This window comes from Nevskia sp. (genome assembly GCF_021732705.1).
GTDB lineage: Bacteria > Pseudomonadota > Gammaproteobacteria > Nevskiales > Nevskiaceae > Nevskia.
Map to the genome: position 1 here is coordinate 405,214 of NZ_JAKFUM010000007.1, position 22,724 is coordinate 427,937.

17 protein-coding genes are annotated in these 22,724 nt (G+C 67.8%); 8 read left to right on the plus strand and 9 right to left on the minus strand.

Annotated features, from left to right (window positions below):
* The first annotated feature begins 223 nt into the window (after positions 1-223).
* From QZ951_RS09115 to QZ951_RS09125, 3 genes are all read left to right on the plus strand, one after another.
* Positions 224-1,234: an iron ABC transporter permease gene (locus tag QZ951_RS09115; protein WP_293000230.1), complete on the plus strand. Its 1,011-nt coding sequence runs from the start codon at positions 224-226 to the stop codon at positions 1,232-1,234.
* Positions 1,231-2,037 (plus strand): heme ABC transporter ATP-binding protein, encoded by an 807-nt coding sequence (locus tag QZ951_RS09120; RefSeq protein WP_293000231.1) that lies wholly within the window; start codon positions 1,231-1,233, stop codon positions 2,035-2,037. The genes QZ951_RS09115 and QZ951_RS09120 overlap by 4 nt, the downstream gene beginning before the upstream one ends.
* 186 nt (positions 2,038-2,223) lie before the next feature.
* The gene (locus tag QZ951_RS09125; protein WP_293000232.1) at positions 2,224-5,421 is read left to right on the plus strand and encodes an EAL domain-containing protein; all 3,198 of its coding nucleotides are present in this window, start codon (positions 2,224-2,226) and stop codon (positions 5,419-5,421) included.
* A 200-nt stretch (positions 5,422-5,621) separates the two neighbouring features.
* Here the strand turns inward: QZ951_RS09125 and recJ are convergent, their stop codons facing one another.
* The 4 genes from recJ to alaC all read right to left on the minus strand — a co-directional run bounded on the left by recJ (position 5,622) and on the right by alaC (position 11,278).
* Complete coding sequence (gene recJ, locus QZ951_RS09130) at positions 5,622-7,307, minus strand: single-stranded-DNA-specific exonuclease RecJ (protein WP_366943853.1); 1,686 nt, start codon at positions 7,305-7,307, stop codon at positions 5,622-5,624.
* A gap of 36 nt (positions 7,308-7,343) precedes the next feature.
* A complete protein-coding gene (thrC, locus tag QZ951_RS09135; protein WP_293000234.1) occupies positions 7,344-8,474 on the minus strand; it encodes a threonine synthase in 1,131 nt (376 codons plus the stop codon).
* Positions 8,475-8,684: 210 nt separating this feature from the next.
* On the minus strand, positions 8,685-9,983 hold the full coding sequence (locus tag QZ951_RS09140) for a homoserine dehydrogenase (protein ID WP_366943854.1): 1,299 nt from the start codon (positions 9,981-9,983) through the stop codon (positions 8,685-8,687).
* A 2-nt stretch (positions 9,984-9,985) separates the two neighbouring features.
* On the minus strand, positions 9,986-11,278 hold the full coding sequence (alaC, locus tag QZ951_RS09145; RefSeq protein ID WP_293000236.1) for an alanine transaminase: 1,293 nt from the start codon (positions 11,276-11,278) through the stop codon (positions 9,986-9,988).
* Positions 11,279-11,578: 300 nt separating this feature from the next.
* On the opposite strand from alaC, the gene QZ951_RS09150 reads away from it, so the two are divergent.
* From QZ951_RS09150 to QZ951_RS09160, 3 genes are all read left to right on the plus strand, one after another.
* Entirely contained in the window at positions 11,579-12,142 is a 564-nt protein-coding gene (locus QZ951_RS09150; protein ID WP_293000237.1) for a peroxiredoxin, read from the plus strand.
* Between the two features lie 326 nt (positions 12,143-12,468).
* On the plus strand, positions 12,469-14,778 hold the full coding sequence (locus QZ951_RS09155) for a TonB-dependent receptor (RefSeq protein ID WP_293000238.1): 2,310 nt from the start codon (positions 12,469-12,471) through the stop codon (positions 14,776-14,778).
* A 117-nt stretch (positions 14,779-14,895) separates the two neighbouring features.
* Entirely contained in the window at positions 14,896-15,477 is a 582-nt protein-coding gene (locus QZ951_RS09160) for a hypothetical protein (RefSeq protein ID WP_293000239.1), read from the plus strand.
* 421 nt (positions 15,478-15,898) lie between these two features.
* On the opposite strand, the gene QZ951_RS09165 is transcribed toward QZ951_RS09160, so the two are convergent.
* The 4 genes from QZ951_RS09165 to surE are packed head-to-tail and all read right to left on the minus strand — an operon-like array spanning position 15,899 to position 18,758.
* Positions 15,899-16,678, minus strand: coding sequence for a peptidoglycan DD-metalloendopeptidase family protein (locus QZ951_RS09165; protein ID WP_293000240.1), 780 nt, complete (start codon positions 16,676-16,678; stop codon positions 15,899-15,901).
* Positions 16,675-17,271 carry a DedA family protein gene (locus tag QZ951_RS09170; protein ID WP_293000241.1) on the minus strand — a complete coding sequence of 199 codons (597 nt, stop codon included), beginning with the start codon at positions 17,269-17,271 and terminating at the stop codon, positions 16,675-16,677. Before QZ951_RS09170 ends, QZ951_RS09165 begins: the two co-directional genes overlap by 4 nt.
* Positions 17,272-17,299: 28 nt before the next feature.
* On the minus strand, positions 17,300-17,980 hold the full coding sequence (locus QZ951_RS09175) for a protein-L-isoaspartate(D-aspartate) O-methyltransferase (RefSeq protein ID WP_293000242.1): 681 nt from the start codon (positions 17,978-17,980) through the stop codon (positions 17,300-17,302).
* Positions 17,981-18,011: 31 nt separating this feature from the next.
* Positions 18,012-18,758 carry a 5'/3'-nucleotidase SurE gene (gene surE / locus QZ951_RS09180; protein WP_293000243.1) on the minus strand — a complete coding sequence of 249 codons (747 nt, stop codon included), beginning with the start codon at positions 18,756-18,758 and terminating at the stop codon, positions 18,012-18,014.
* 73 nt (positions 18,759-18,831) lie between these two features.
* Between surE and QZ951_RS09185 the strand changes: the two genes are divergently transcribed.
* Positions 18,832-19,404 carry a Smr/MutS family protein gene (locus QZ951_RS09185; protein ID WP_293000244.1) on the plus strand — a complete coding sequence of 191 codons (573 nt, stop codon included), beginning with the start codon at positions 18,832-18,834 and terminating at the stop codon, positions 19,402-19,404.
* A gap of 2 nt (positions 19,405-19,406) precedes the next feature.
* Entirely contained in the window at positions 19,407-21,914 is a 2,508-nt protein-coding gene (locus QZ951_RS09190) for a TRAFs-binding domain-containing protein (RefSeq protein ID WP_293000245.1), read from the plus strand.
* A gap of 30 nt (positions 21,915-21,944) precedes the next feature.
* Here QZ951_RS09190 and ispD read toward each other — a convergent pair whose 3' ends face one another.
* The gene (gene ispD, locus QZ951_RS09195; protein WP_293000246.1) at positions 21,945-22,688 is read right to left on the minus strand and encodes a 2-C-methyl-D-erythritol 4-phosphate cytidylyltransferase; all 744 of its coding nucleotides are present in this window, start codon (positions 22,686-22,688) and stop codon (positions 21,945-21,947) included.
* Between the last annotated feature and the right edge of the window lie 36 nt (positions 22,689-22,724).

Here is a 22,724-nt window from a genome sequence, read left to right on the forward strand (position 1 = left end):
GCTGGCCGCCCGCGATGGAAAGCCCGATTTCTGGTCGCCGACCGGTCACGCCCGGCCATTCTCGCGCGCACCTCGTTCGCCCGCGTCAACGCACGTGCCGACGCTGCAGGGTGATCGCGGCGCAGCAAACTGAGACACTGCAGCGCCTTCGAGCAGCGCCGGTCATCGCGGCCGGCTCGATCAAGCATTCGCCACGCCTGCCCCACCGACCGCTCTGCCCGCCATGCTTCGTCTCCCCGCCGCGCTGCTGCTGCCCGCGCTGGTCGTGCTGCTGACCGCAGCGGTGGCACTGGCACTGACCCTGGGCACGGTCTCGCTCGGTCCGGCGCTATGGCAGGCGCTGGCGGGCCGTGGCGATGACGTCGCGGCCACAGCGCTGCTTGAACTGCGGCTGCCGCGCGTGCTGCTGGCGGTACTGATCGGCGCAGCGCTGGCCGAATCCGGCGCGACGATGCAGGCCCTCTTCCGCAATCCGCTGGCCGAACCGGGGCTGGTCGGCGTTTCGGCCGGCAGCGCGCTGGCCGCGGCCATCGTCTACACCCGGATCGGGGTCGACAACCCGGCCGGGCCCTGGCTGCTGCCGCTGGCGGCGTTCGCCGGCGGGCTTGCGACGGCGGCACTGGTCATCCGGCTGGCGAGCACGGACGGGCAGACCCGCCTCGTCACCCTGCTGCTGGCCGGCACGGCGGTGAATGCCTTCGTCGCAGCGATCGTCGGCCTGCTGGCCACCCGCGCCGACGATCCGGGCCTGCGCGGCTTCACCTTGTGGATGTACGGCAATCTCGGCCGGGCCGGCTGGCCCGAGATCGCGATCGCCGGCCCGGTGCTGCTGCTGATCGCCCTGTGGCTGCCGCGCGAGGCACGCGGGCTCGATGCGCTGCTGCTCGGCGAGGCCGAAGCGCGGCATCTGGGGATCGATGTCGAGCGCCTGAAACGCCGCACCTTGCTGCTGGCGGTGCTCGCCACGGCGGCCGCGGTATCGCTCGCCGGCATCATCGGCTTCGTCGGCCTGATCGTTCCGCATGCGCTGCGACTGGTCGCCGGGCCGGGGCATCGGCTGCTCCTGCCGGCATCCGCCCTCCTCGGCGCCAGTCTGCTGACGCTCGCCGATCTCGCAGCGCGCACGGTGGCCAGCCCTGCGGAGTGGCCGGTCGGCGCCTTGACCTCGGCGCTCGGAGCACCGTTCTTTCTGGCGCTGCTGCTGCGCCTGCGCGACCGAGCGGGGCTGACGTGACAGGCCTGGTCGCACACGCGCTGGCGTTCGCGCCGGGCACGCCACGCCGGATCGAAGGCGTGAACCTCGGCGTCGCGCCGGGCGAACTGCATGTGCTGCTCGGGCCGAACGGCGCCGGCAAGTCGACCCTGCTGGGCCTGCTGGCCGGTGATCTGCACCCCGCGCGTGGCGAGGTCGTGCTCGATGGCCGCTCGCTCGCCGACTGGCCGCCGATGGCGCTGGCCCGCCGCCGTGCCGTGATGATGCAGCGCGAAAGCCTGCCGTTCCCGTTCACCGTGCGCGAGGTTGTCGGCCTCGGCCGCTTGCCGTGGCAGCGCGACGACGCGTCGCCGGCAGAACAACGGAAGGTGATGCTGGCGCTGGAGCAGGCCGGCGCGGCGGCGCTCGCCGATCGCCGCTACCCCGCGCTGTCCGGCGGCGAGCGGGCACGCGTGCAGCTGGCGCGGGCACTGGTCCAGATCGCTGCCGATGACGCGGGAGATCAGGATCCGACCGGCCGCTACCTGCTGCTGGACGAACCGACCGCCAGCCTCGATTTCGCGTTCCAGCATCACAGCCTGATCACGATGCGGCGGCTGGCGGATCGCGGCGTCGGGGTGCTCGCGATCCTGCAGGATCCGAATCTGGCGCTGCGCCATGCCGACGTGGTCAGCCTGCTCGATCGCGGTCGGCTCGTGGCCAGCGGCCCCCCGGCCGACGTGCTCGATGCCGAGCGCCTGAGCGCGGTCTACGGCCTGCCGATCGAGGCGCTGAGTCGGCCCGACGGCAGCCTTGCCCAGCTGATCGCCGGCAGCGAACGCTGAGGCCGGGCGTCGACCTCGGACTCACCTGCAGAGTCTCGCGGAAGCCCTTGGCAGCATTGCCTTTCCAGAACCTGCCGCGGGCACGGCGCTTGCACCCGTGGCACTCAAGTCGCACGGCTTGCCGTGCCTCGGAAACCCATGGTCTTGGCCAGACGTTCGTGTCATCTTCCGGCCACGCCTGACACCGTGACATTCCTGGTCCGCATGAGCTCCCAGCGTTCGCGTCTTGCCGGACAAACCGGCCTTCGCTGGTATCAAAGCCTGCAGTTCAAGCTGGGGCTGCTCTTTGCGGTGCTGCTCGCGTTTCTCGGCGGCGTGGCGTTCTACGCCGGACAGCGCCTGATCGGCACCGGGCTGGATCGCGCCACCTTCCGCCACGAGATGGCGATCAATGGCCGCATCGGCGCCGAGCTGCGCCAGATCACGAGCAGTGCCGATGGTCTAGCGCAGGCGTTGGCGCTGATCGCTGCCGAGCCACCGTCACCCGCCCGCAGCCAGATCGTCGAACGGCTCGGCGAACGCCTGGGCGCCGAGTTGCCGATCATCGGCATCGGACTGTGGCCGGAACCTGCGTCCACCGCGGCCGGCAGCCGCCGCAACAGCCAGTTCTGGCGGGTACTGTCCGGCGGCAGCAACGGCATCAAGCTGGAACTGCGCGACGACTACAACGCAGCCAGCGCAATTCCATACTGGCGCGAGCCCTGGTATGTCGCCGCACGGATTGCCGGCAGCGGTCGTCGCTGCCTGTGGTCGGCGCCGTATCGCGACCCGCTGCTCGATCGCGACGTCGTCAGCTGCGCCGCCAGCGTCGACGGCCCGCGCGGGTTCGAGGGCGTGACCACCGTGGTGATCGATCTCGATGCGCTGGCCACGCGCTTCGCCGGCGGCTCCGACAACAACCGCAGCTACGCACTGCTGGCCGATCGCGACGGCCGGCTGCTGGCGCTGTCGCCGCTGGCGCGCTCGCTGGTCGGCAAGGATGCCGCCGCCAGCCGCAGCCTTGCCGATCTGGCCAAGCGCGACGATCGCTACAACGCGCTGGCGCTGGCCGTCCACCAGCGGCTCGAAGCGTTCCGTGCCGATGCGCTGCGCTCGTCGCGTTACGACGCGCGGCAAGTGTCGTCGCTGAAGGACAACAGCCGCGACCTGTCGCGCCGCGACGCCGAAGACACGCTGGCCGCGACCTGGAATCGCGACGACCGGCGGGCGATCGAGCCCGCCGTGCAGTTGTCGCAGCCGGAGGACCCGGTGCTGCGCGAAGACGCGTATTTGGTGCTGTCGACCTTGCCCGACACCGGCTGGCAGCTGGTCAGCGTGTCGCCATCGCGAGAAGGCCAGGACACCACCGTCTACCTGATCACCGAAGCCCTGGTGCTGACGCTCGGCACCTCGGCACTGGTGCTGGTGATCGCATTTGCGCTGCTGCGCCGCGCCGTGATCCGGCCGCTGCGGCAGATGACACGGGAACTGGCCGCGGCCGAAAGCAACGGTGACGGGCTGGCGGTGACGCTGGACGAATCGACCGGCAGCGAACTGGGCCTGCTGGCGCACTGGCACAACGAGCGCAGCGCCCGCCTGCGCGAGATGCAGGATCGCGCCAGCATCGCCGCGGGCCAGCTCGCGGGCGAAAGCGCGGAACGGGTCCGCGCGCAGGAAGCGCTGCTGCGACTGGCCGAGCGCAATGGCCGGCTGCTCGACGGCGTCGACGAAGGCGTCATCGTGCTCGACGATCAGGGCCGCATCGACGACATCAACACCGTGGCCGAGCAATGGCTCAACGCCTCGGCTCGTAGCCTGCGCAGTCAGCCGTTCAGCGCCGTGTTCGCCGTGCGCAGCGGCCCCGGCGACAGCCCGGCGCTGCCGGACCTGTGGCGTCAGCTGATCGAGACCGGCGCCCGGATCGAGCATCCCGAAGGGGTTTGGATCGGTACTGGCGGCGCCGGCACCGAGCGCGAGCTCGGCCTGACCGTGCTGCCGGTCATGAGCCGCCTCGATCGGCTGACCGGTGCGCTGATCCTGCTGCGGCGCCAGGGCCAGGCCGTGCGCAGCGGCCGTGGCGATGGCACGGCGGAGGCCGACGATCCGGTCACCGGACTGGCTGGCCGCCGCGCCTGCGAGCGCCGCATCAGCGCCGTGCAGAACCAGGCGCTGGCCCTGGCGCAGGTCCGTGCCGGCGCTGCCAGCGGTGCTGCGCCGCCAGTCACGCAGGTGCTGGTCAAGATCGATCTGCCGGTGCTGCGCCAGGTTCGCGGAAGGCTCGGCATGGCCGAGGCCGACACCCTCGCCGCCAGCAGCGCCGAGCGGCTGGCGGCGCTCATGCAAGGCGCCGAGCGCGTGTTCCGGATGACGCCGGACCGCTTTGCCGTGCTGCTCGAAGCCAGCGACGAGGCCAGCGCCCGCGCCGTGGCCGAAGCGCTGCGCGCCGAGATCAGCGAACAGCGCCTGCTGGCCGGTCCGGACTGGGTCGAGCTCGATGCCGGCCTTGGCCTGTGCCTGATCGATCCGACCGTCGAATCGGCCACCGAAATCATGCGCCGCGCCGGCATCGCCTGCGATCACACCCGCAATGGTCCGCGCGTGGTGCTGTACGACCCGTCGCAGGAGAACGGCAATGGCGCCGCCGAGGAAGAACTGTGGGTCCAGCGGATCGAGCGGGGTCTCGAACATCACCTGTTCCATCTGACCACGCAGTCGGTGCAGCCCGCGCGCAGCCATGTCGTCGACGGCGAAGTGTTCGAGGCGCTGTTGTCGCTGGAGGACGAGGAAGGCTTCTGGGCACCGCCGTCCGTGTTCCTGCCGGTTGCGGAACGCCATCTGCTGGGCTCGCGGCTCGATCGCTGGGTGATCCGCGAGCTGTTCGCCCGCTTGTCCAACGACGCCCCGCTCTGCGGTCGGCTGTCGTTCTGCGGCATCAACCTGTCGGCGGATTCGCTCGGCGATCCGGGGCTGATCGACTACATCGCCGAGCAGATGAACAGTCACCCGCAGGTGCCGGTCGCCAAGCTCTGTTTCGAACTGCGCGACGACATGCTGGCGAACCAGCCGCTGCAGGCCCAGCGCTTCTGCGCCGCGCTGCGCAAGCTCGGCGCCCGCATCGCGATCGACCAGCGCGTCGGCCGCCAGATTTCCGTGATCGACCAGCTGCGGCAGCTGCCGATCGATATCCTGAAGCTCGACTCGAAGCAGTTCGCGAAGATCGCCGATGACAGCATCGACCAGACGCTGGCCGAAACCGCGATGCGCCTCGCCCGCATCGTCGGCAGCCGGATCATCGTCACCCAGATCGAGACCGAAGCCCTTGCCACCGTCTGGCGCCGACTCGGCGCGGACTACCTGCAAGGCCACGCGATCGCCAAGCCGAGTCCGGTGCCATTCCGGGTCTAGGCGACCCGCAGCCGCCGCAGCGCGTCTGCAATGCCACTCTGCGGCATGCTCAGGACGCTGAATCTGCTGCTTTTCCCGCTGCTGGTGGCGCGTACCTGGCTGAGCCTGACCCACGCCTGGCTGCGCTATCACGACATCGGCATTTTTCGACCACCACATCGACCGTTGCTGAGCTTGACGGGCGCGCGCCCGGAATCGCTTCAGGCGCGCTCGACCTGCTCCAGCCGCAGTTCCAGCGATTCGCGGTCCTGCCAGCGATTGATCGACAGTTGGTAGACGGCGTGGATGCGGCCGTCCTCGACGGCGGTTTCAGCGCCGTTGAAATGCACGGCGTTGATCACGCCGGCCGGGCCCTTCAGGCGATAGCGGACGTGGTTGCCGTCCTTGCCGACCGGGCGCAGGTCCAGCACCTCGAACTCGCCATCGAAGCGCGGCTCCGGGAAGCCCTGCCCCCACGGACCGGCCGATTCGATCTCGCTCGCGGTGTCGATCGAGAACTCTGCGCCGCGCAGTTCGCCATCGGTATCGATGACTTGCTGCAGCGCGTCGGCATCGAGCATGGCCCGGCACTGAGCATCGAACACGGTGCGGAACGCAGCCAGCCCTTCTTCCGGCATGGTCAGGCCAGCGGCCATCGCATGGCCGCCGAAGCGGGTGATCAGGCCGGGATACCGGGCATCGATCGCCGCCAGTGCGTCGCGCAGATGCAGGCCCGGAATCGAGCGACCCGAACCTTTCAGCATCCCGCGCTCCTGCGCGCAGGCGAAGGCGATCACCGGCCGGTGCAGCGCGTCCTTGACTCGCGAGGCGACCAGACCGACGACGCCCTCGTGCCAGTCCGCCTCGTGAACGGTGACGCCGACGTCCTCGCTTTCGGCGACCAGCGCCAGCGCGTCATCCCGCATCTGCGCTTCGATGCCGCGCCGCTCGCGATTCAGCTTGTCGAGTTCCTGCGCGATCGGCAGCGCCGCGTCGCGATCCGGCGCCAGCAGGCATTCGATGCCGCGACCCATGTCGTCGAGCCGCCCGGCCGCATTCAACCGCGGGCCGAGCACGAAGCCGAGATCGCTGGCGTTGATCCGCTCCGGCGTGCGGCCGGCGGCTTCGAGCAGCGCCATCAAGCCCGGCCGCGCGCGGCCGGCGCGAATACGGTTGATGCCCTGCTGGACCAGCACGCGGTTGTTGTAATCGAGCTTGACCACGTCGGCGACCGTGCCGAGCGCCACCAGATCGAGCAGTTCGGCGAGGTTCGGGCCGTTGCCGGCGCCAAACGCGCCGTCGCTGCGCAGCCGCGCGCGCAGCGCCAGCAGCACGTAGAACATCACGCCGACGCCGGCCAGATGCTTCGATGGAAACGGACAACCCGGCTGGTTCGGATTGACGATCGCCGCCGCCGCCGGCAATTCCGGACCGGCCAGATGGTGATCGGTGACCACGACCGGCAGGCCGAGGCTGTTCGCGTGGTCGATGCCGGCCAGGCTGGCGATGCCGTTGTCGACGGTCACCAGCAGTTCGGCACCGGCTTCCAGCGCCAGATCGACCAGCGGCGGCGACAGGCCATAGCCCATCGTGAAGCGGTTCGGCACCACGTAACCGACGCTGGCCGCGCCGAGCGCTTTCAGCCCCAGCGTGGCAACGGCACAGGCGGTGGCGCCATCGGCGTCGTAGTCGCCGGCGATGACGATCCGCTTTCCGTCGCGAATCGCCTGCGCCAGCAGTTCAGCGGCGCAGTCGATGCCAAGCAGCCGATCGGGCGGCAGCAGGTGCTTCAGCTCCAGCGCCAGTTGCGACGGATCGCGCAGGCCGCGCGCCGCGTAAACACGGCGAAGCACCGGCGACAGCGTGGCCGGCAGCGCCTGCGGTTCGCCGGGCGGGCGACGGCGGATGGTCGGCGCGCGGCTCACCGCTGAATCAAGGCGCGCTTACAGTCGATCGACCAGCACCCGCTCGACGGCACTGCGCACGGCATCGACCTGGATCAGCTCCGGCGCACCGGACTTCAGGATGATGTCCGGGTCCTTCAAACCGTTGCCGGTCAGCGTGCAGACGATCGACGAACCGGCCGGGATCTTGCCGCTCTTGAGATCGCGCAGTGCGCCGCACAGCGAAGCCGCCGACGCCGGTTCGCACCAGACGCCTTCGGTCTCGGCGAGCAGGCGCTGGCAGGCGAGAATTTCGGCGTCCGACAGTTCGTCGAACCAGCCGCCGGATTCCTGCTGGACGATCCACGCCGGGTCCCAGCTCTGCGGGTTGCCGATGCGGATTGCGGTGGCGACCGTTTCCGGGTCCTTGACCGCCGCGCCGCGCAGGAACGGTGCCGAGCCATCGGCCTGATAACCGACCATCTTTGGCCGCTTGGTCTTGCCGCCGGCCTGGCCCCCGGCGACAGCGAATTGGCAGTTGCCGTTGCACAGCAGGCAGGCCTTGGTGCCAGCGCCGCTGCACTCGGTGTAGCCGATCCAGTGCGCCGTGATGTTGCCGGCATTGCCGACCGGCAGGCAGTGGTAGTCCGGCGCTTCGCCGAGTGCTTCGACAATCTCGAAGGCGGCGGTCTTCTGGCCCTGAAGGCGATACGGATTGACCGAGTTGACCAGCACCACCGGCGAGTTTTCCGACACTTCCTTGACTAGGCGCATGCCGTCATCGAAGTTGCCGCGCACCTGCACGATCACCGCGCCGTGGACGACGGCCTGGGCCAGCTTGCCCATCGCGATCTTGCCTTCCGGAATCAGCACGAAGGACTTGATGCCGGCGCGCGCCGCATAAGCCGCAGCAGCGGCCGAAGTGTTGCCGGTGGAGGCGCACAGGATCGCCTTGGCACCGCGATGCACGGCCTCGGTCACGGCCATAGTCATGCCGCGGTCCTTGAACGAACCGGTCGGGTTGGCGCCTTCGAACTTCACGTAGAGATCGGCCTCGACCCCTTCGCGGCGGACGAGGTTGTCAAGCTTGATCAGCGGCGTGCGGCCTTCGCCAAGGCTGATGGCTTTGGCCTCCGGCGGCAGCGGAAGGCGATGGCGGTAGGCGTCGATGAGGCCGGTGTAACGGGTCACTGCGTGCTCCTGTGTCGTGCCGCCTGGCCGCCGATGGCGCGGCAAAAGCGAAAAATCAAAAGTTCAACGCAAAGGCGCAAAGAGCAGCCCAGAAAGGACGCAAAGGCAGGACGATACCGATGAAAAGCGAGACCGCTTCATCGTGCTTTTCTTTGCGTCCTTTCCTTTCCCTTTGCGCCTCTGCGTTTAACGGTTGCTGTTGCTCGTCGCTTACTCGAAATGCTCAACCCGCAGCCGGCTCAGGTCGGCGCGCACGAACGGCAGCGCGCGGATGCGTTCGAGTGCTGCATCGAAGCGGCTGCCACTGATCACCGAGGTGATGATCGCGATGCGCGCATCCTCGTTGTCGCCCGGCTCCTTCTGCAGGATCGCTTCGATCGAGATGTCGGCCTCGGCCAGGATCGAGGTCAGCGCGCGCAGCACGCCCGGTTCGTCGGCGACGGTCAGGCGCAGGTAGAACGCCGACTCCACCGCTTCGATCGACAGCGCCGGCTGTGCCGAAAGTGCAGCAGCCCTGAACCCGAGCGCCGGCACCACCGGCGCAGCACCGTTCAGGCGAGCGATGTCGATCAGATCGGCCACCACCGCCGACGCGGTTGGCTCGCCGCCCGCACCACGGCCGACGTACACGGTCTGCCCGACCGCGTTGCCGTGGACGCGGACCGCGTTCAGCGCACCGTCAGTCTTCGCCAGCAAGTGATCGTCCGGCACCAGGGTCGGATGGACGCGCAGTTCCACACCGTGCTCGGAACGCTTGGCAATGCCGAGCGACTTGATCCGGTAGCCGAGTTCGCGCGCCAGCTGGATGTCCTGCGAATGCACCTTCGACAGACCTTCGGTGGCCACCGCCGCGAAGTTCAGCGGCGTGCCGAAAGCGATGCTCGCCAGAATCGTCAGCTTGTGCGCGGCATCGATGCCTTCGACATCGAAGGTCGGATCGGCTTCGGCATAGCCAAGCTTCTGGGCGTCGGCCAGCGCATCGGCGAAGCTCTGCCCCTTCGCCGTCATCTGCGTCAGGATGTAGTTCGACGTGCCGTTGATGATGCCGGCGAGGCTGTCGATCGCGTTCGCCGTCAGTCCCTCGCGCAGCACCTTGATGATCGGGATACCACCGGCGACGGCGGCCTCGAACGCCAGGCTCAGGCCGCGGGCATTGGCTTCGGCGATCAGCGCGTTGCCGCGCTCGGCGATCAGCGCCTTGTTGGCGGTCACCACCGACTTGCCACTGGCCAGCGCGGCCATGATCAGATCATTGGCGAGTTCGGTGCCGCCGATCAGTTCGCAGACGACATCGACATCCGCAGCCACCACCGCTTCCGGCGTGGCGTGAACGCGGATGCCGTCGAGCACGCAGTCGCGCTTGGCGTTCGGCGTGCGCACCGAGACATCGGTGACCACGATGGGGCGACCGGCGCGGGCGGCGATGACCTCGGCGTTCTTCGCCAGCACGCGGACGACACCCTGCCCGACCGTACCGAGCCCGACGATGCCGACCTTCAACGGGATCACGCTCATGCCTTCTCTACCTTCTCGACTTTCTCGGTCTTCGCAGCCGTTTCGGTCTTGACGCTGCCCTTGAGGAATTTCTTGATCGAGCGCGTCGCCTGCCGCGTGCGGTGCTCGTTCTCGATCAGCGCGAAGCGCACGTAATCGTTGCCGTAGTCGCCAAAGCCGATGCCCGGCGACACCGCGACCTGCGCCTGCTCGAGCAGCTGCTTGGAGAATTCCAGCGAGCCGAGATGGCGGTGCGATTCCGGGATCTGCGCCCAGATGAACATCGTCGCCTTCGGCTTCGTCACCGGCCAGCCAGCGGCCAGCAGGCCGTCGACCAGCACGTCGCGGCGCTTGCGGTACATCTCGCAGATTTCGGCAACACACTCCTGCGGGCCTTCCAGGGCGGCAATCGACGCGACCTGGATCGGCGTGAACATGCCGTAGTCGAGATAGCTCTTGATGCGCGCGAGTGCTGCGACCAGGATCGGATTGCCGACCATGAAGCCGACTCTCCAGCCCGGCATGTTGTAGCTCTTCGACAAGGTGAAGAACTCCACCGCCACGTCCTTCGCACCCGGCACCTGCATCACGCTCGGTGCCTTGTAGCCGTCGAACACGATGTCGGCATAGGCCAAGTCGTGGATCAGCCAGATCTGGTGCTCGCGGCAGATCGCCACGGCACGCTCGAAGAAATCCAGCTCCACGCATTCCGCCGTCGGGTTCGACGGGAAATTGAGGATCAGCATCTTCGGCGTGGGTGTGGATTCCTTGATCGCCTTGCGCAGTTCCTCGAAGAAGATGTCGTGGTTCGGATCATCGGCCGGGAAGCGCACGTGGCGCACGTCGGCTCCGGCCAGCACCACGCCGAACGGATGAATCGGATATGCCGGGTTCGGCACCAGCACGGTGTCGCCCGGGGCCAGCGTGGCGAATGCCAGATGGGCGAGGCCTTCTTTCGACCCGATGGTCGCGATGACTTCGGTCTCGGCGTTCAGGTCGACGTCGTAGCGCCGCTTGTACCAGGTCGCCATCGCGCGCCGGAGGCGCGGAATGCCTTTCGACACCGAGTAGCGATGCGTGTGCGTGCCGTCCTCGTCGTGGACTTCCGGCCGCACGTAGTCGCTTTCGGTGCCGCGGACGGACGCTTCGACCAGCTTGTCGACGATGTGCTTCGGCGTCGGCTGATCCGGGTTGCCCATGCTGAAGTCGATGACGTCCTCGCCACGAGCTCGGGCCGCCTTCTTCATTTCGCCAACAATGTTGAAGACGTAGGGCGGCAAGCGCTCGATGCGCGGGAAGACGGTATTCAAGGGATCCTCATCGACGGCTGGAATGTGCCGGCTGGCACGGATAACGGGTTTGCGGCTCCGGGTGAATGCCCGGTTCACGCCCTGAAACGGCGCAATCCGGGTGCAAAAAGCCGCTAATTACAGCACGGGCAGGCCGATCAGCCAAGCGAAATGCTGCAATGCGGTGCGCCGGAACGCCCGTCGCGCGCAGCGTTTCGACAGACGGTCACGGTCGCCAACGCCGGCCGCCCGCGCCCTGCTGAATCCGGCGACGACCCGGGCGCGTAAGCACATTCGTACCCGCCTTGACTGGAGTTCCCGATGTTTCTGAACCGCACCGTTTCCCGTCCGCGCCTGCGTCTGGCGGCCGCCGCAGTCGCCCTCGGGCTCGCCGCGCCGGCTTTTGCCGCGCTGAAGGTCGGTGCCAAGGCGCCGGATTTCACTACGCAGGCCACGCTCGCGGGCCAGCCGTTCGAGTTCGCGCTGGCCTCGGCGCTGAAGAAAGGTCCGGTAGTCCTGTACTTCTATCCGGCCGCGTTCACTACAGGCTGCACGGTCGAGGCCCACATGTTCGCCGAGGCGACGGCCGAGTTCGAGGCGCTCGGCGCCACGGTCATCGGCGTGTCGAAGGACGACATCGAGACGCTGAACAAGTTTTCGGTCAGCGAATGCCGCAACAAGTTCGCGGTGGCAGCCGATCCCGGCCTGAAGATCGCGAAATCCTTCGACGCGAAGATTCCGCTCGTCGGCTATGCCGATCGCACCTCGTTCGTGATCCTGCCGGACTCGACCATCAGCATGGTCTATTCGGCGCTGAGTCCGGACAAGCACGTGGCCAACACGCTGGCGGCGGTCAAGGAGTGGAAAACGAAGCAGACGCCGTGATGGCGTGAACGGCGACGAACCCGGCGCCGCGCACGCGACGGGTTCGCCGGGCGTTGCCGAACTGCCGAAGGCCGCAGCACTCGCTGCGGCCTTTTTCGTGGGCGATCACTGGTCGCCGCAGTGTGCGGGCCACCGCCAGCGACATCCGGCCTGTTGCCGGGACATGACCGAACGATGGCGGCACGGTGACATCCAGCCGACCGACTCCGGTATGGTTGCGCCCATTGGTCGCCATCGTGTCGTCAACCGCACGATTCTTGCGTCCACCTGCTGTCATCGCGGCGCCGCACGGGGGTGTGGCCCGCACTACCACCTGGGGAGTCACCATGCCTATCCGTCTGCATCGTTCCGCCCGTGGCCGTCTGGCGATCCGCCACGCGCTGCTGCTGTCGCTCGGTCTTGTCGCGCCGCATCTGCAGGCTCAGGAAGCAGCTCCGAAAGCGGCCCAGAACGCGGCCGTCGCGGCCGACTCCGCCGCCGAAACCACCACCGCCGGCGAAACCACGCAGCTCAAGACCGTCACCGTGACCGCCGAGCGCCGCCGCGAAAACATCCGCGACGTGCCGATCTCGATCACGACCCTGAGCGGCGACACGCTCGACGTGTTCACCTCCAACGGTCAGGACGTGCGCCTGCTCGCCGCCCGCGTGCCGAGCCTGAACATCGAATCCTCGTTCGGCCGCGCCTTCCCGCGCTTCTACATCCGCGGCTACGGCAACACCGATTTCGACCTGAACGCCTCGCAGCCGGTGTCGCTGGTCTATGACGATGTCGTGCTCGAAAGCCCGCTGCTGAAGGGCTTCCCGATCTTCGACCTGGCCCAGATCGAAGTTGATCGCGGCCCGCAGGGCACGCTGTTCGGCCGCAACACGCCGGCCGGCATCGTCAAGTTCGACTCGGCGAAGCCGACGTTCAAGCAGGAGGGCTATTTCAATGCCTCCACCGCGACCTACTACACCTCGAACTTCGAAGGCGCGATCAACCTGCCGGTCACGAAGGAATGGGCCGTGCGCATCTCGGGCCTGTACCAGCACCGGAACGACTTCGTCGACAACACGTTCCGCAACGTCAAGAACGATCTCGAGGGCTACAACGAAGGCGCGCTGCGCGTGCAGGCGCTGTATCAGCCATCGACCGATTTCAGCGCGCTGTTCAATGTCCACACGCGCCAGCTCGACGGCACCGCGCGCCTGTTCCGCGCCAACATCATCGCGCCCGGCACCAATGATCTGGTCTCGACGTTCGAGCGCAACCAGGTCGCCATCGATGGCCGCAACGAGCAGGACCTGAAGGAATTCGGCGCCAGCGCCCGCCTGCGCTGGGACATCGACGACTACAGCCTGTATTCGATCAGCGGCTACGAGAATGTCGAGTCGTTCAGCCGCGGCGACATCGATGGCGGCTTCGGTGCCAGCTTCGCGCAGCCGAGCGGCCCGGGCTTCATCCCGTTCCCGGCCGAATCGGCCGACGGTCTGCCGAACCACGATCAGGTGACGCAGGAGTTCCGCATCGAATCCGAGTACGCCGGCCCGCTGAACTGGCAGGGCGGCCTGTACTACTTCTTCGAAGACATCACGATCGACAGCTTCAACTACGACACGCTCGGCGGCGGCGTCCAGAACGGCTACGCCGTGCAGGAGCAGCAGAACAACGCCTGGGCGATCTTCGGGTCCGGCACTTATGAGGTGACGCCGGAATTCAAGCTGAAAGCGGGCGTTCGCTACACCGACGACACCAAGAACTTCGTCGCGCAGCAGACGCAGTCGCCGATCGGTGCGCCGCCGACCGGCCAGCTCTACGCCAATCCGAGCGACAGCGACGTCAGCTGGGATGTCAGCGGCACGTACAAGTTCACGCCGGCGGTCAGCGTCTACGCCCGCGTCGCGCGCGGCTTCCGCGCGCCGTCGGTGCAGGGCCGCCTGCTGTTCGGCAGCACGCTATCGCAGGCGAACTCGGAAACAGTGTTGTCGTATGAAACCGGCATCAAGGCGGATCTGTTTAACAAGCGCGCACGCATCGCGTTCAATCTGTTCCGGTCCGACGTCAAGAACCAGCAGCTCACGGCCGTCGGCGGTGCTGCCAACTTCAACCAGTTGCTGAACGCCGACAAGGCCGTGCTGCAGGGTGCGGAGCTCGATTTCAAGGCGATTCTCGTCGACAACCTGCTGCTGACGCTCGGCGCCAGCTACAACTACACCGAGATCAAGCAGGCGGGTCTCGCCGTCGCCCCGTGCGGCAGCGGCTGCACCGTGCTCGACCCGGCCGGCGTCACGCCGGGCACCGTGATCATCGACGGCAACTCGCTGCCGCAGGCCCCGAAGCTGACCACCAATGCCACGCTGCGCTATTCGATCCCGCTGGCCAACGGCACCGAAGTGTTCGCACTCACCGACTGGGCGTATCGCAGCACGGTCAACTTCTTCCTGTATGAGTCGGTCGAGTACAAGGGCAAGTCGCTGCTCGAAGGCGGTCTGCGTGCCGGCTACGTCTGGGGCCAGGGCAAGTACGAGGCGGCGGCGTTCGCTCGCAACATCACCGGCACCACGCGCATCGTCGGCGGCATCGACTTCAACAACCTGACCGGCTTCATCAACGAACCGCGCATCTTCGGCGCGCAGTTCAAAGCCCGTTTCTGAAGTCGGTCACCAGGCACCCGGAGTCATCGGGCGCCGTGAGATGATCAAGGGTGGCGGAAAGCGATTTCCGCCGCCCTTTTCGTGGCGCGCCGCGCCCACCATTCGAGACCGTCGCCGATGCGCTTTCCCCTGCTGGCCACTCCGCTGCTGCTGATCGCCGTCGCCACTGCGGCTCACGCGACCACGTCCGAACGCCCCGCGCCCGGCAAGCCGGCTGACCTGCGCGACGATGGCCTGCCGCACCTCGGCACCCGTTACATCCCGGTACCGAAGGCCACCGAACTGGAGTTCGACAAGTCCTGGAACCAGCTGAGCTACTCCCAGCAGCGCATCATCCGGAACTGGTACGAGAATCTCGACATCAATGACGAGCCGCCGTATCCGGTCGAAGGCCTCGCGCCGATGTATGCCGACATCGTCAAGGTTCAGGCACGGGTTGCCGTGAACGGTCATCTGTTCGCCAGCGTCACCGTCGATGCCACCGGCAAGGCCACGAAAGTGTCCTTCCTCGAAATCCCGGACCAGAAGCTCAAGGAAGTGCTCGCCTTCATCATGCTGAAGCCAGCCTACAAGCCGGGCAAATGCAACGGCAAACCCTGCGAAATGGAGTTTCCGGTGCAGGCGGATTTTGGCAGCGAGCGCGTGGCACCTGCGGCGGCGCCGACTGGCGAGAAGGACGCGTTGCCCAAACCGCGCTAGGCCTCGGGCATCCCGTTCCAGCGCGCAAGTGCTGATGAAGCGTGCACAACCCGCGCGCCATACGATCACCGACCATGCGCGATCACGATGGGCCCAGCCCATCAAGGCGCTGGAACACACGGTCCGCAACGGCGATACGCAGTGTCACCAGCATTGCAGCCTCGGTGCTTGCGGCCCTGCACGCGGCCACGCATGACGGACGTACGAAGGCCGGCGATGCCGAGCCGAACGGCGTGCTCCGCGCTTGGCCGATGTTCCGAGATCGCAGAGCCAAGCGAGTGACTCCAGCAGCACGCTGAAGGGCTTCGCTTTCCGCGCAGCCGTCAAAACCCGCGTGACGTCGATCGTTGCGAAAACCTCGTGTCCGGGTCACCGCACGCGGACGGCTGCGGGTCTGGCGAAGCTGCAGATCGCGGTGTCGTCACCGCGCCGGCAGAAAGCTCCGCGGATCGATCGGCCGGCCGCGGTCGCGAATCTCGAAGTGCAGCAGCGGCTTCTGTTCCGGGCCGATGCCGAGTTCGGCGATCGGCTGGCCCGGGCCAACGTCCTCGCCCTCGGCGACGAGTCGCTTGCGGTTGTAGCCGTAGGCCGAGAGGTACTGGTCATCGTGCTTGATGATGATCAGTTCGCCATAACCCTTGAGTGCCGCCCCGCTGTAGACGACGCGGCCGCCGCGGCTGGCGACGACGATCTGGCCAACGTCGCCGGCAATGTCGAGCCCCTTGCTGCCGCCATTGTCGAAGCCGCGGGCGACCTTGCCGCGCGTCGGCCATTCCCAGCTGCCGACACCGACGAAGCCGCTCGGCAGCGGCGGCTCGGTCACCGGCTTGCGCAGCGGCGTGGCGGCCTTGCCGGCGGCCGATGATGACGGCGACGGTGACGGCGCGGAGGCCGTTGCGGCGCCCGGCGCAGTCAGTCGCAGCACCTGACCTACGCGGATCGCGTAATCGCGGCCGATGCCGTTCCAGTCGGCAAGCTCGTGATAATCGAGGTTGTTGCGAAACGCGATCGAATACAGCGTGTCGCCCTTGTTGACGACATAGGTCTCGCCGAACGTCGGCTTCGATTTCGAGACCGCCACCCGGCCGGACGATCGGCTGACTTCCGGGCCGGCCCTGTCGCTCGCGCAGCCGGCCAGCAGCGACAGCGCCAGTGCCAGCGCCAGTGCCGGCGCTAAGGCCGAGAGCTGCCGACGAATCACGCGCGCTTGCGGAACAGGAACCAGAGTCCGCCGATCGCCAGCAGCGCGACCACGGCCAGGGTCAGTTCGTGGGTGTAGGTGCTGATCACCTTCACCGCCGCCTTGCCGAAGAAGTAGCCGGCGGCCACCAGCACGCCGCACCACAGGGTGGCGCCAACGAACGTGATCAGCGCGAACGGCAGGTAGGCCATGCCGAACACGCCGGGCGGCAGCGAGATCAAATGGCGTACCACCGGAATGAAGCGGCCGATAAAGGTCGCGAGTCTCGCGTTGCCGAGAAACATGGTCTCGGCCTCGTGGTACTTCTTTTCGTTGATCAGCAGGTACTTGCCGTAGCCCAGCAGGAAGGCGCGGCCGACATGGCGACCGAGCAGATAGTTGGCCGATGCACCGACCACCGAGCCGGTGCCGCCCGCCAAGGTCGCCAGAAACGGATCAAGCTTGCCGCCCTGCGCCAGATAGCCCGCCGGAATCATCACCAGTTCCGACGGCACCGGGAACAGGCTGGACTCCAGTGCCATCAGCACGAAAATCTCGAAATAGCCGAGCTGCGACAACCACTCGGCCATCCAGGTCTTGAACACGTCGATCATCGGGGTTTCCGTGGCAGGGGGCGAACGCTCAGGCGCGGCCTTCGAGGAGCGGCACGAAGCTGACCGTCGCCAGATCGACCGACTTGTAGCGGCTGCCGTGCCGATCCACCGCTTTCAGCATCTGGTTGTTCGGCGGGCCGACCGGAATCACCAGCCGGCCGCCGGGCGCCAGCTGTTCCAGCAGCGCCTTCGGCACGTCGCCAGCGGCAGCGGTCACGATGATCGCGTCGTACGGACCATGCGCATCCCAGCCCTGCGTGCCGTCGGCGTAGCCGAAATGGATGTTGCGATAACCCAGCCCGCTCAGGCGCTTGCGAGCGATTTCAGACAAGGCCTTCAGGCGTTCGACCGAGTACACGCGCTCGATCAGCTCGGCCAGCACCGCAGTCTGGTAGCCGCTGCCGGTGCCGATTTCCAGCACCCGCTTGCGCGGCCCGGCTTCGACCGAGGGCTGGATCAGCGCCTGCGTCATCAGGCCGACCACGACCGGCTGCGAGATGGTCTGCGCCAGTCCGATCGGCAACGGCTTGTTGCGATAGGCCTCGCCGCGCCAGGCTTCCTCGACGAACTCGTGCCGCGGAATCTTCTGCATCGCCGCGAGCACGCGTTCGTCCTCGACGCCGTTGCGGCGGAGGTCGTCGACCATCTTGGCGCGGCTGACCGGCGAGGTCAGGCCCAGCCCGCGGCTGTGCGGATGGGCGCCGGTCATCACCCGCAGGCTCCTGACACGGACGACCGCTTCACAGCGCCTTGGCCCACTCGGTCAGCTTGTCGAGGGCGCTGTGGCGCGTGAGATCGACCAGCAGCGGCGTGATCGATACCCGGTTGTGCTCGATCGCGTGAAAGTCCGTGCCCGGGCCGCAGTCGGCACCCGGGCCGGCGGCGCCGATCCAGTAGATCGGGCGGCCGCGCGGATCGAGCATCTGCTGCACCGGCTCGGACTGATGACGATGGCCGAGGCGCGTCACCTCGAAGCCCTGGAGGTCTTCCCACGGCACGTCCGGCACATTGACGTTCAGGATCGTGTTGCCGGGGAACGGCTCCTGCCGCAATCGTTCGACCAGCTTCACCGTGGCGCGGGCGGCGGTGGCGTAGTGCTTCGGGTTGTACTGCGCGCACGACACGGCGATCGCGGCGACCCCGAGATAGCGGCCTTCCATCGCGGCCGCGACGGTACCCGAATACAGCGTGTCATCGCCGAGGTTCGGGCCATTGTTGATGCCGCTGACGACCATGTCCGGCCGCTGATCGAGCAGGCTGGCCAGCGCCAGATGCACGCAGTCGCTCGGCGTGCCGTCGACGCAGATGATGCCGTCGGCATGCTTCTGCACGCGCAGCGGATGCAGGATGGTCAGCGAGTTCGACGCGGCGCTGCGATTGCGGTCCGGGGCGACCACGTCGACGTGGTACGCGGCACGCAGATGCGTGGCCAGTTCGAGCAGGCCGGGCGCGGTGCAACCGTCGTCGTTGGACAGGAGAATCCGCATGTCTGGCTGCTGGTCCGGAAGGGTCTTGGGGAGGCCGCTAGTTTACGTGTCGGCGGGCTATGATGCCCGCCAGATGACGACTCCCAAGCCCGATCCGGCGCTGTTCGAAGACGATGCCTTCCGCGAGGCGATGGCCGGCGTGCAGCCTCGGGCGTCGTCCGATCGCGTGCCGCCGCCGCGCAAGCTGCCACCGCCGAAACCGCGCTACGCCGAGGCCGACGAGCGCGCCGTGATGGACGAACTGCTCGACTACGGCATGTTCGAGCCGGAGCTGATCGAAAGCGGCGACACCCTGACCTATCGCGCCGACGGCGTGCAGGACTCGGTCTGGCGGAAGTTGCGCCGCGGCGCCTACCGCGTGCGCGCGGAACTCGACCTGCATGGCCTGAACCGTACCGTGGCACGCGAGGAAGTCTCGCTCTTCCTTGCCGAGTGCATGGCGAAGGACGTGCGCTGCGTCCGCATCATCCACGGCAAGGGCAACCGCTCGCCGAACACCGGTCCGGTGATCAAGACCCTGCTCGATTCCTGGCTCCGCCGCCGCAACGACGTGCTGGCGTTCTGCTCCGCCCGGCCCCACGACGGCGGTACCGGAGCGGTCTACGTGCTGCTGCGCGCGGCACCCGGCAGCTACACCGGCCCCTGAACATGCGGCGGCTGCGCGAAGTCAGCCTGTCCGACTGGCTGTCGCGCCTGCCGCCTCCCGATGATGGCCATCTGCTGATCGGTTCGACCGGTCACCTGCTGCTGTCGCCGGCCGAGCGCGACGCCTCGATCGACCGCCTGCGCGATGACGTGCTGCCGGCCGCCATCGGGCTGTCGCCCCCGTCGCGCGTGACCCTCGTCACCGGCATGGCACCGGGCTCCGATCTGCTGTTCAAGCAGGTCGCGGTCGACTGGCTCGGCCGCGCCGGCATCGCCGTCAATGTCGTGGCGCTGCTGCCGGTGCCGGTCGACGTGCTGCTCGACGACTGGCTGCGCAAGGCCCATCCGGAAACCGGGCCGATCGACCAGTCCGAGATCGAGGCCATGCGCCGCAATGTCGACGCCGTGATGTCCGAGTGCTCGGACGTCGTCAGCCTGCTGCCACGCACCGGCGAGCGCCTGCATCTGCGCGATGAAAGCGCGCGGCAGCAGCAGTATCGGCGGCTGGCCGCGTGCCTCGTCGAACAGTGCGACGTGCTGGTGGCGCTGCTGCGCGCGGATCGGCCGGTGCTTCCGGGTGGCACGGCCGAGGTCGTCGAATGGCGGCTGGATCCGGCGCGAGTTCCGGACGCGCTGTCGACGCTGGCCTTGCGCCAGCCACGGCAGTTCGGCAAGCGCCTCGTGCTGCTCGATCCGACGTCCCATGCCGATCGCCGACCGGGTTCCGCCAGCCGCACTGTCATGCAGGTACTCGCCACCGACGGGCCGGTACACGCGCCGCCGGAAGCGCGGCTGGCCGAAGCCCTGAAGCAGTGCCGCCACGCACAGAAATCCGGCAACTACCTGCTCAGCTACGACCTCGCGACACGCGCCCAGTCGCAGGGTCTGACGTCTCCGGACCTCGACTACGCGTTGCTGCTGGCGCTGGCGAATGCCGGCAGCACGCTGATGGCACTGACCCGGCTGCGGGCGCTGAACACGCCGTCGTCGACTGCCAGCGAAGATCTGCTGGCGCTCGAGGGCCGGCTGCTGAAGGACCTCGCGATTGCCGGCCATCCGGATCGCGCGGCCGAACGCTACCGCAATGCCGGCCTCGCCTATCGCCGCGCGTTCATGGCGAAGGATGGCTACTTCAGCGCCATCAACGCCGCCACCATGCTGCTGCTCGGCGGCGCGCCGGACGACGCCCGGCCGCTGGCCGAGGCGGCACTGGCGCGGGTGCGCGATCGCTTGCCGCAGACGGAGCAGGAAGCGTATTTCTTCCGCGTCACCGAGGCCGAAGCCGCGCTGCTGCTCGGGGATCTCGATCGGGCGCGCAGCACGCTGGCCAGCGCCAATCGCCTGCTGCGCGGCGATGTCAATGTCCGCAGCCGCACGGCCGCGCAGCTGCGGCTGATCTGTCGCCATCTCGGGACGGGTCACGATCTGATCAGCGCGCTCAGCATGGCTCCGGTCCTGTATCTGCCGCGCCCGGCACCCGGCTTGCCGCGTGCTGGCGCAGCGCCGCCATCGGCGCCGTTGCCGGACGATGCCTCGTTCGTGTTCAGCGGTCTGACCGAGCCGGCCGAGCTGGACATCGCGGAACCGTTCCTGCTGCACGGCTGCCGCGTCCATCTGGTGCTGCCGCTGCCGCGCGTGGCCTTGATCGAGCACTGGCAGCGACACTACGGCGAGGCCTGGGCCCAGCGCCTGATCCGCGGCCTTGACCGCGCTGCCGAAAGCTCGGTGGCGCAAGGCTTTCTCGATGGCGAAGACGGTTGGAGCGCGGCCTATGTGTCGGCCACGGCCTGCGGCCTGTCGCGGCTGATGGCGCGGCGTCTGGGCTGCGGCTGGCAGGCGTTCGACGGCTCGATCGCCGCCGGACCGCCGACCGATGCCGACGCCTTCAGCGAAGCATTGCTGAAGCGCTTCGAGCATCGCCCGCGACCGGTCGAATCGTTGGACGGCAAGCCGATGAGCCGCCGCGTCATCGGCGTGCTGTTCGCCGACTTTTCCGGCTACAGCCGGCTCGACGAATCCGAGATGCCGCTGTTCCAGAGCCTGCTGGCCGGCGCCATTGCCGAAACGCTGGCGCGTCATCAGCCGCAGGTCCTGCGCCAGCACACCTGGGGCGATGCCGTGCATATCGTCACCGTCGACGCCCGGTCTGCCGCCCGGATCGCGACCGAAATCCATTCCGAAGTCGATCGCCTGCGCACCGCCGCCGGCGGCATGCTAGCGCGGCTGGAACTGCGGCTGTCGGCGCATTACGCGCCAGTGTTCGAAGGCATCGATCCGGTCGAAGGCACGACGACCTATTTCGGCACGCAGTTATCGTTCGCCGCGCGCATCGAGCCGGTGACGCCGCCCGGCATGATCTTCGTCACCGAAGCGTTCGCTGCCCGCCTCGCACTGGAAGCGCCGGATCGCTATGTCGTCGACTATGCCGGCGAAGTCGAGCTGCCGAAGCGCTTCGGCACCTACCGGCTGTTTTCGCTGCGCCGTGCCGAGGCGGAAGCGGCGTTTGTCTAGTCCGGGCCGCCGTCCGCCAGCGACGAACGGCTAGCGCGCGTATTCCTGCCGCGACAGCCAGAACTCGGCCAGCGGCAGGTCTTCGGGATAGGTGACCTTGAGGTTGCTTTCGCGACCGCGCAGCAGCAGCGGCTTGTAGCCGGCGGCTTCCATCGCGGCGGCTTCGTCGTCCATCGGCGGCGACCGCGTCCGGCTGAGTTCCAGCGCGTTGCGCAGCAGATCGAGCCGGAACAGCTGCGGCGTCTGGCCGCGCCACAGTTCGCTGCGATCGATCGTCGCGACCGCCCGGTCGCGCGCTTCGCGCTTCAGGGTATCGGTGACCGGCAGTGCCAGCAGGCCGCCGTTGTCGTCAGTGGCCTCGTCGCGCAGGCGTTCGATGTCGTCGACCGTCAGACACGGCCGCGCAGCATCGTGGATCAGCGTGTAGATCGCCCCGCTCAACCGCTGGCTGGCCGCAGTCACGGCCGCAAGCCCGGCCAGCACCGAATCGGCCCGCGAGGCGCCACCGGTGACGGTGATGATCTTGGGATGACGAGCGATCGGCAGTCGAGCGAATTCGGCATCGCCTCGCGCAAGCACGACGACCACGCCATCGATGCCTTCCGCATCGAGAAACGGCGCCAGGCTCCACTCGAGCAGTGCCCGGCCGCGCAGCATCAGATACTGCTTGGGCTTGCCGAGCCCCATCCGGGCGCTGCCGCCGGCGGAGGCGACCACCGCCCAGTACCGCGGCGGCGTCCGCGAATCCGGGCCGGTGCCCCGGCGCTGAGACACGCCTGCAGTCATTGTCGAATCAGTTTGCCGCGGCCG

Bases quoted from the DNA above. Each gene is read 5' to 3' on its own strand.
- QZ951_RS09115 (WP_293000230.1), top strand. From the start codon at position 224: ATGCTTCGTCTCCCCGCCGCGCTGCTGCTGCCCGCGCTGGTCGTGCTG.
- QZ951_RS09150 (WP_293000237.1), top strand. From the start codon at position 11,579: ATGTTTCTGAACCGCACCGTTTCCCGTCCGCGCCTGCGTCTGGCGGCC.
- QZ951_RS09155 (WP_293000238.1), top strand. From the start codon at position 12,469: ATGCCTATCCGTCTGCATCGTTCCGCCCGTGGCCGTCTGGCGATCCGC.
- QZ951_RS09160 (WP_293000239.1), top strand. From the start codon at position 14,896: ATGCGCTTTCCCCTGCTGGCCACTCCGCTGCTGCTGATCGCCGTCGCC.
- QZ951_RS09170 (WP_293000241.1), bottom strand. From the start codon at position 17,271: ATGATCGACGTGTTCAAGACCTGGATGGCCGAGTGGTTGTCGCAGCTC.
- QZ951_RS09175 (WP_293000242.1), bottom strand. From the start codon at position 17,980: ATGACCGGCGCCCATCCGCACAGCCGCGGGCTGGGCCTGACCTCGCCG.
- surE (WP_293000243.1), bottom strand. From the start codon at position 18,758: ATGCGGATTCTCCTGTCCAACGACGACGGTTGCACCGCGCCCGGCCTG.
- QZ951_RS09185 (WP_293000244.1), top strand. From the start codon at position 18,832: ATGACGACTCCCAAGCCCGATCCGGCGCTGTTCGAAGACGATGCCTTC.
- QZ951_RS09190 (WP_293000245.1), top strand. From the start codon at position 19,407: ATGCGGCGGCTGCGCGAAGTCAGCCTGTCCGACTGGCTGTCGCGCCTG.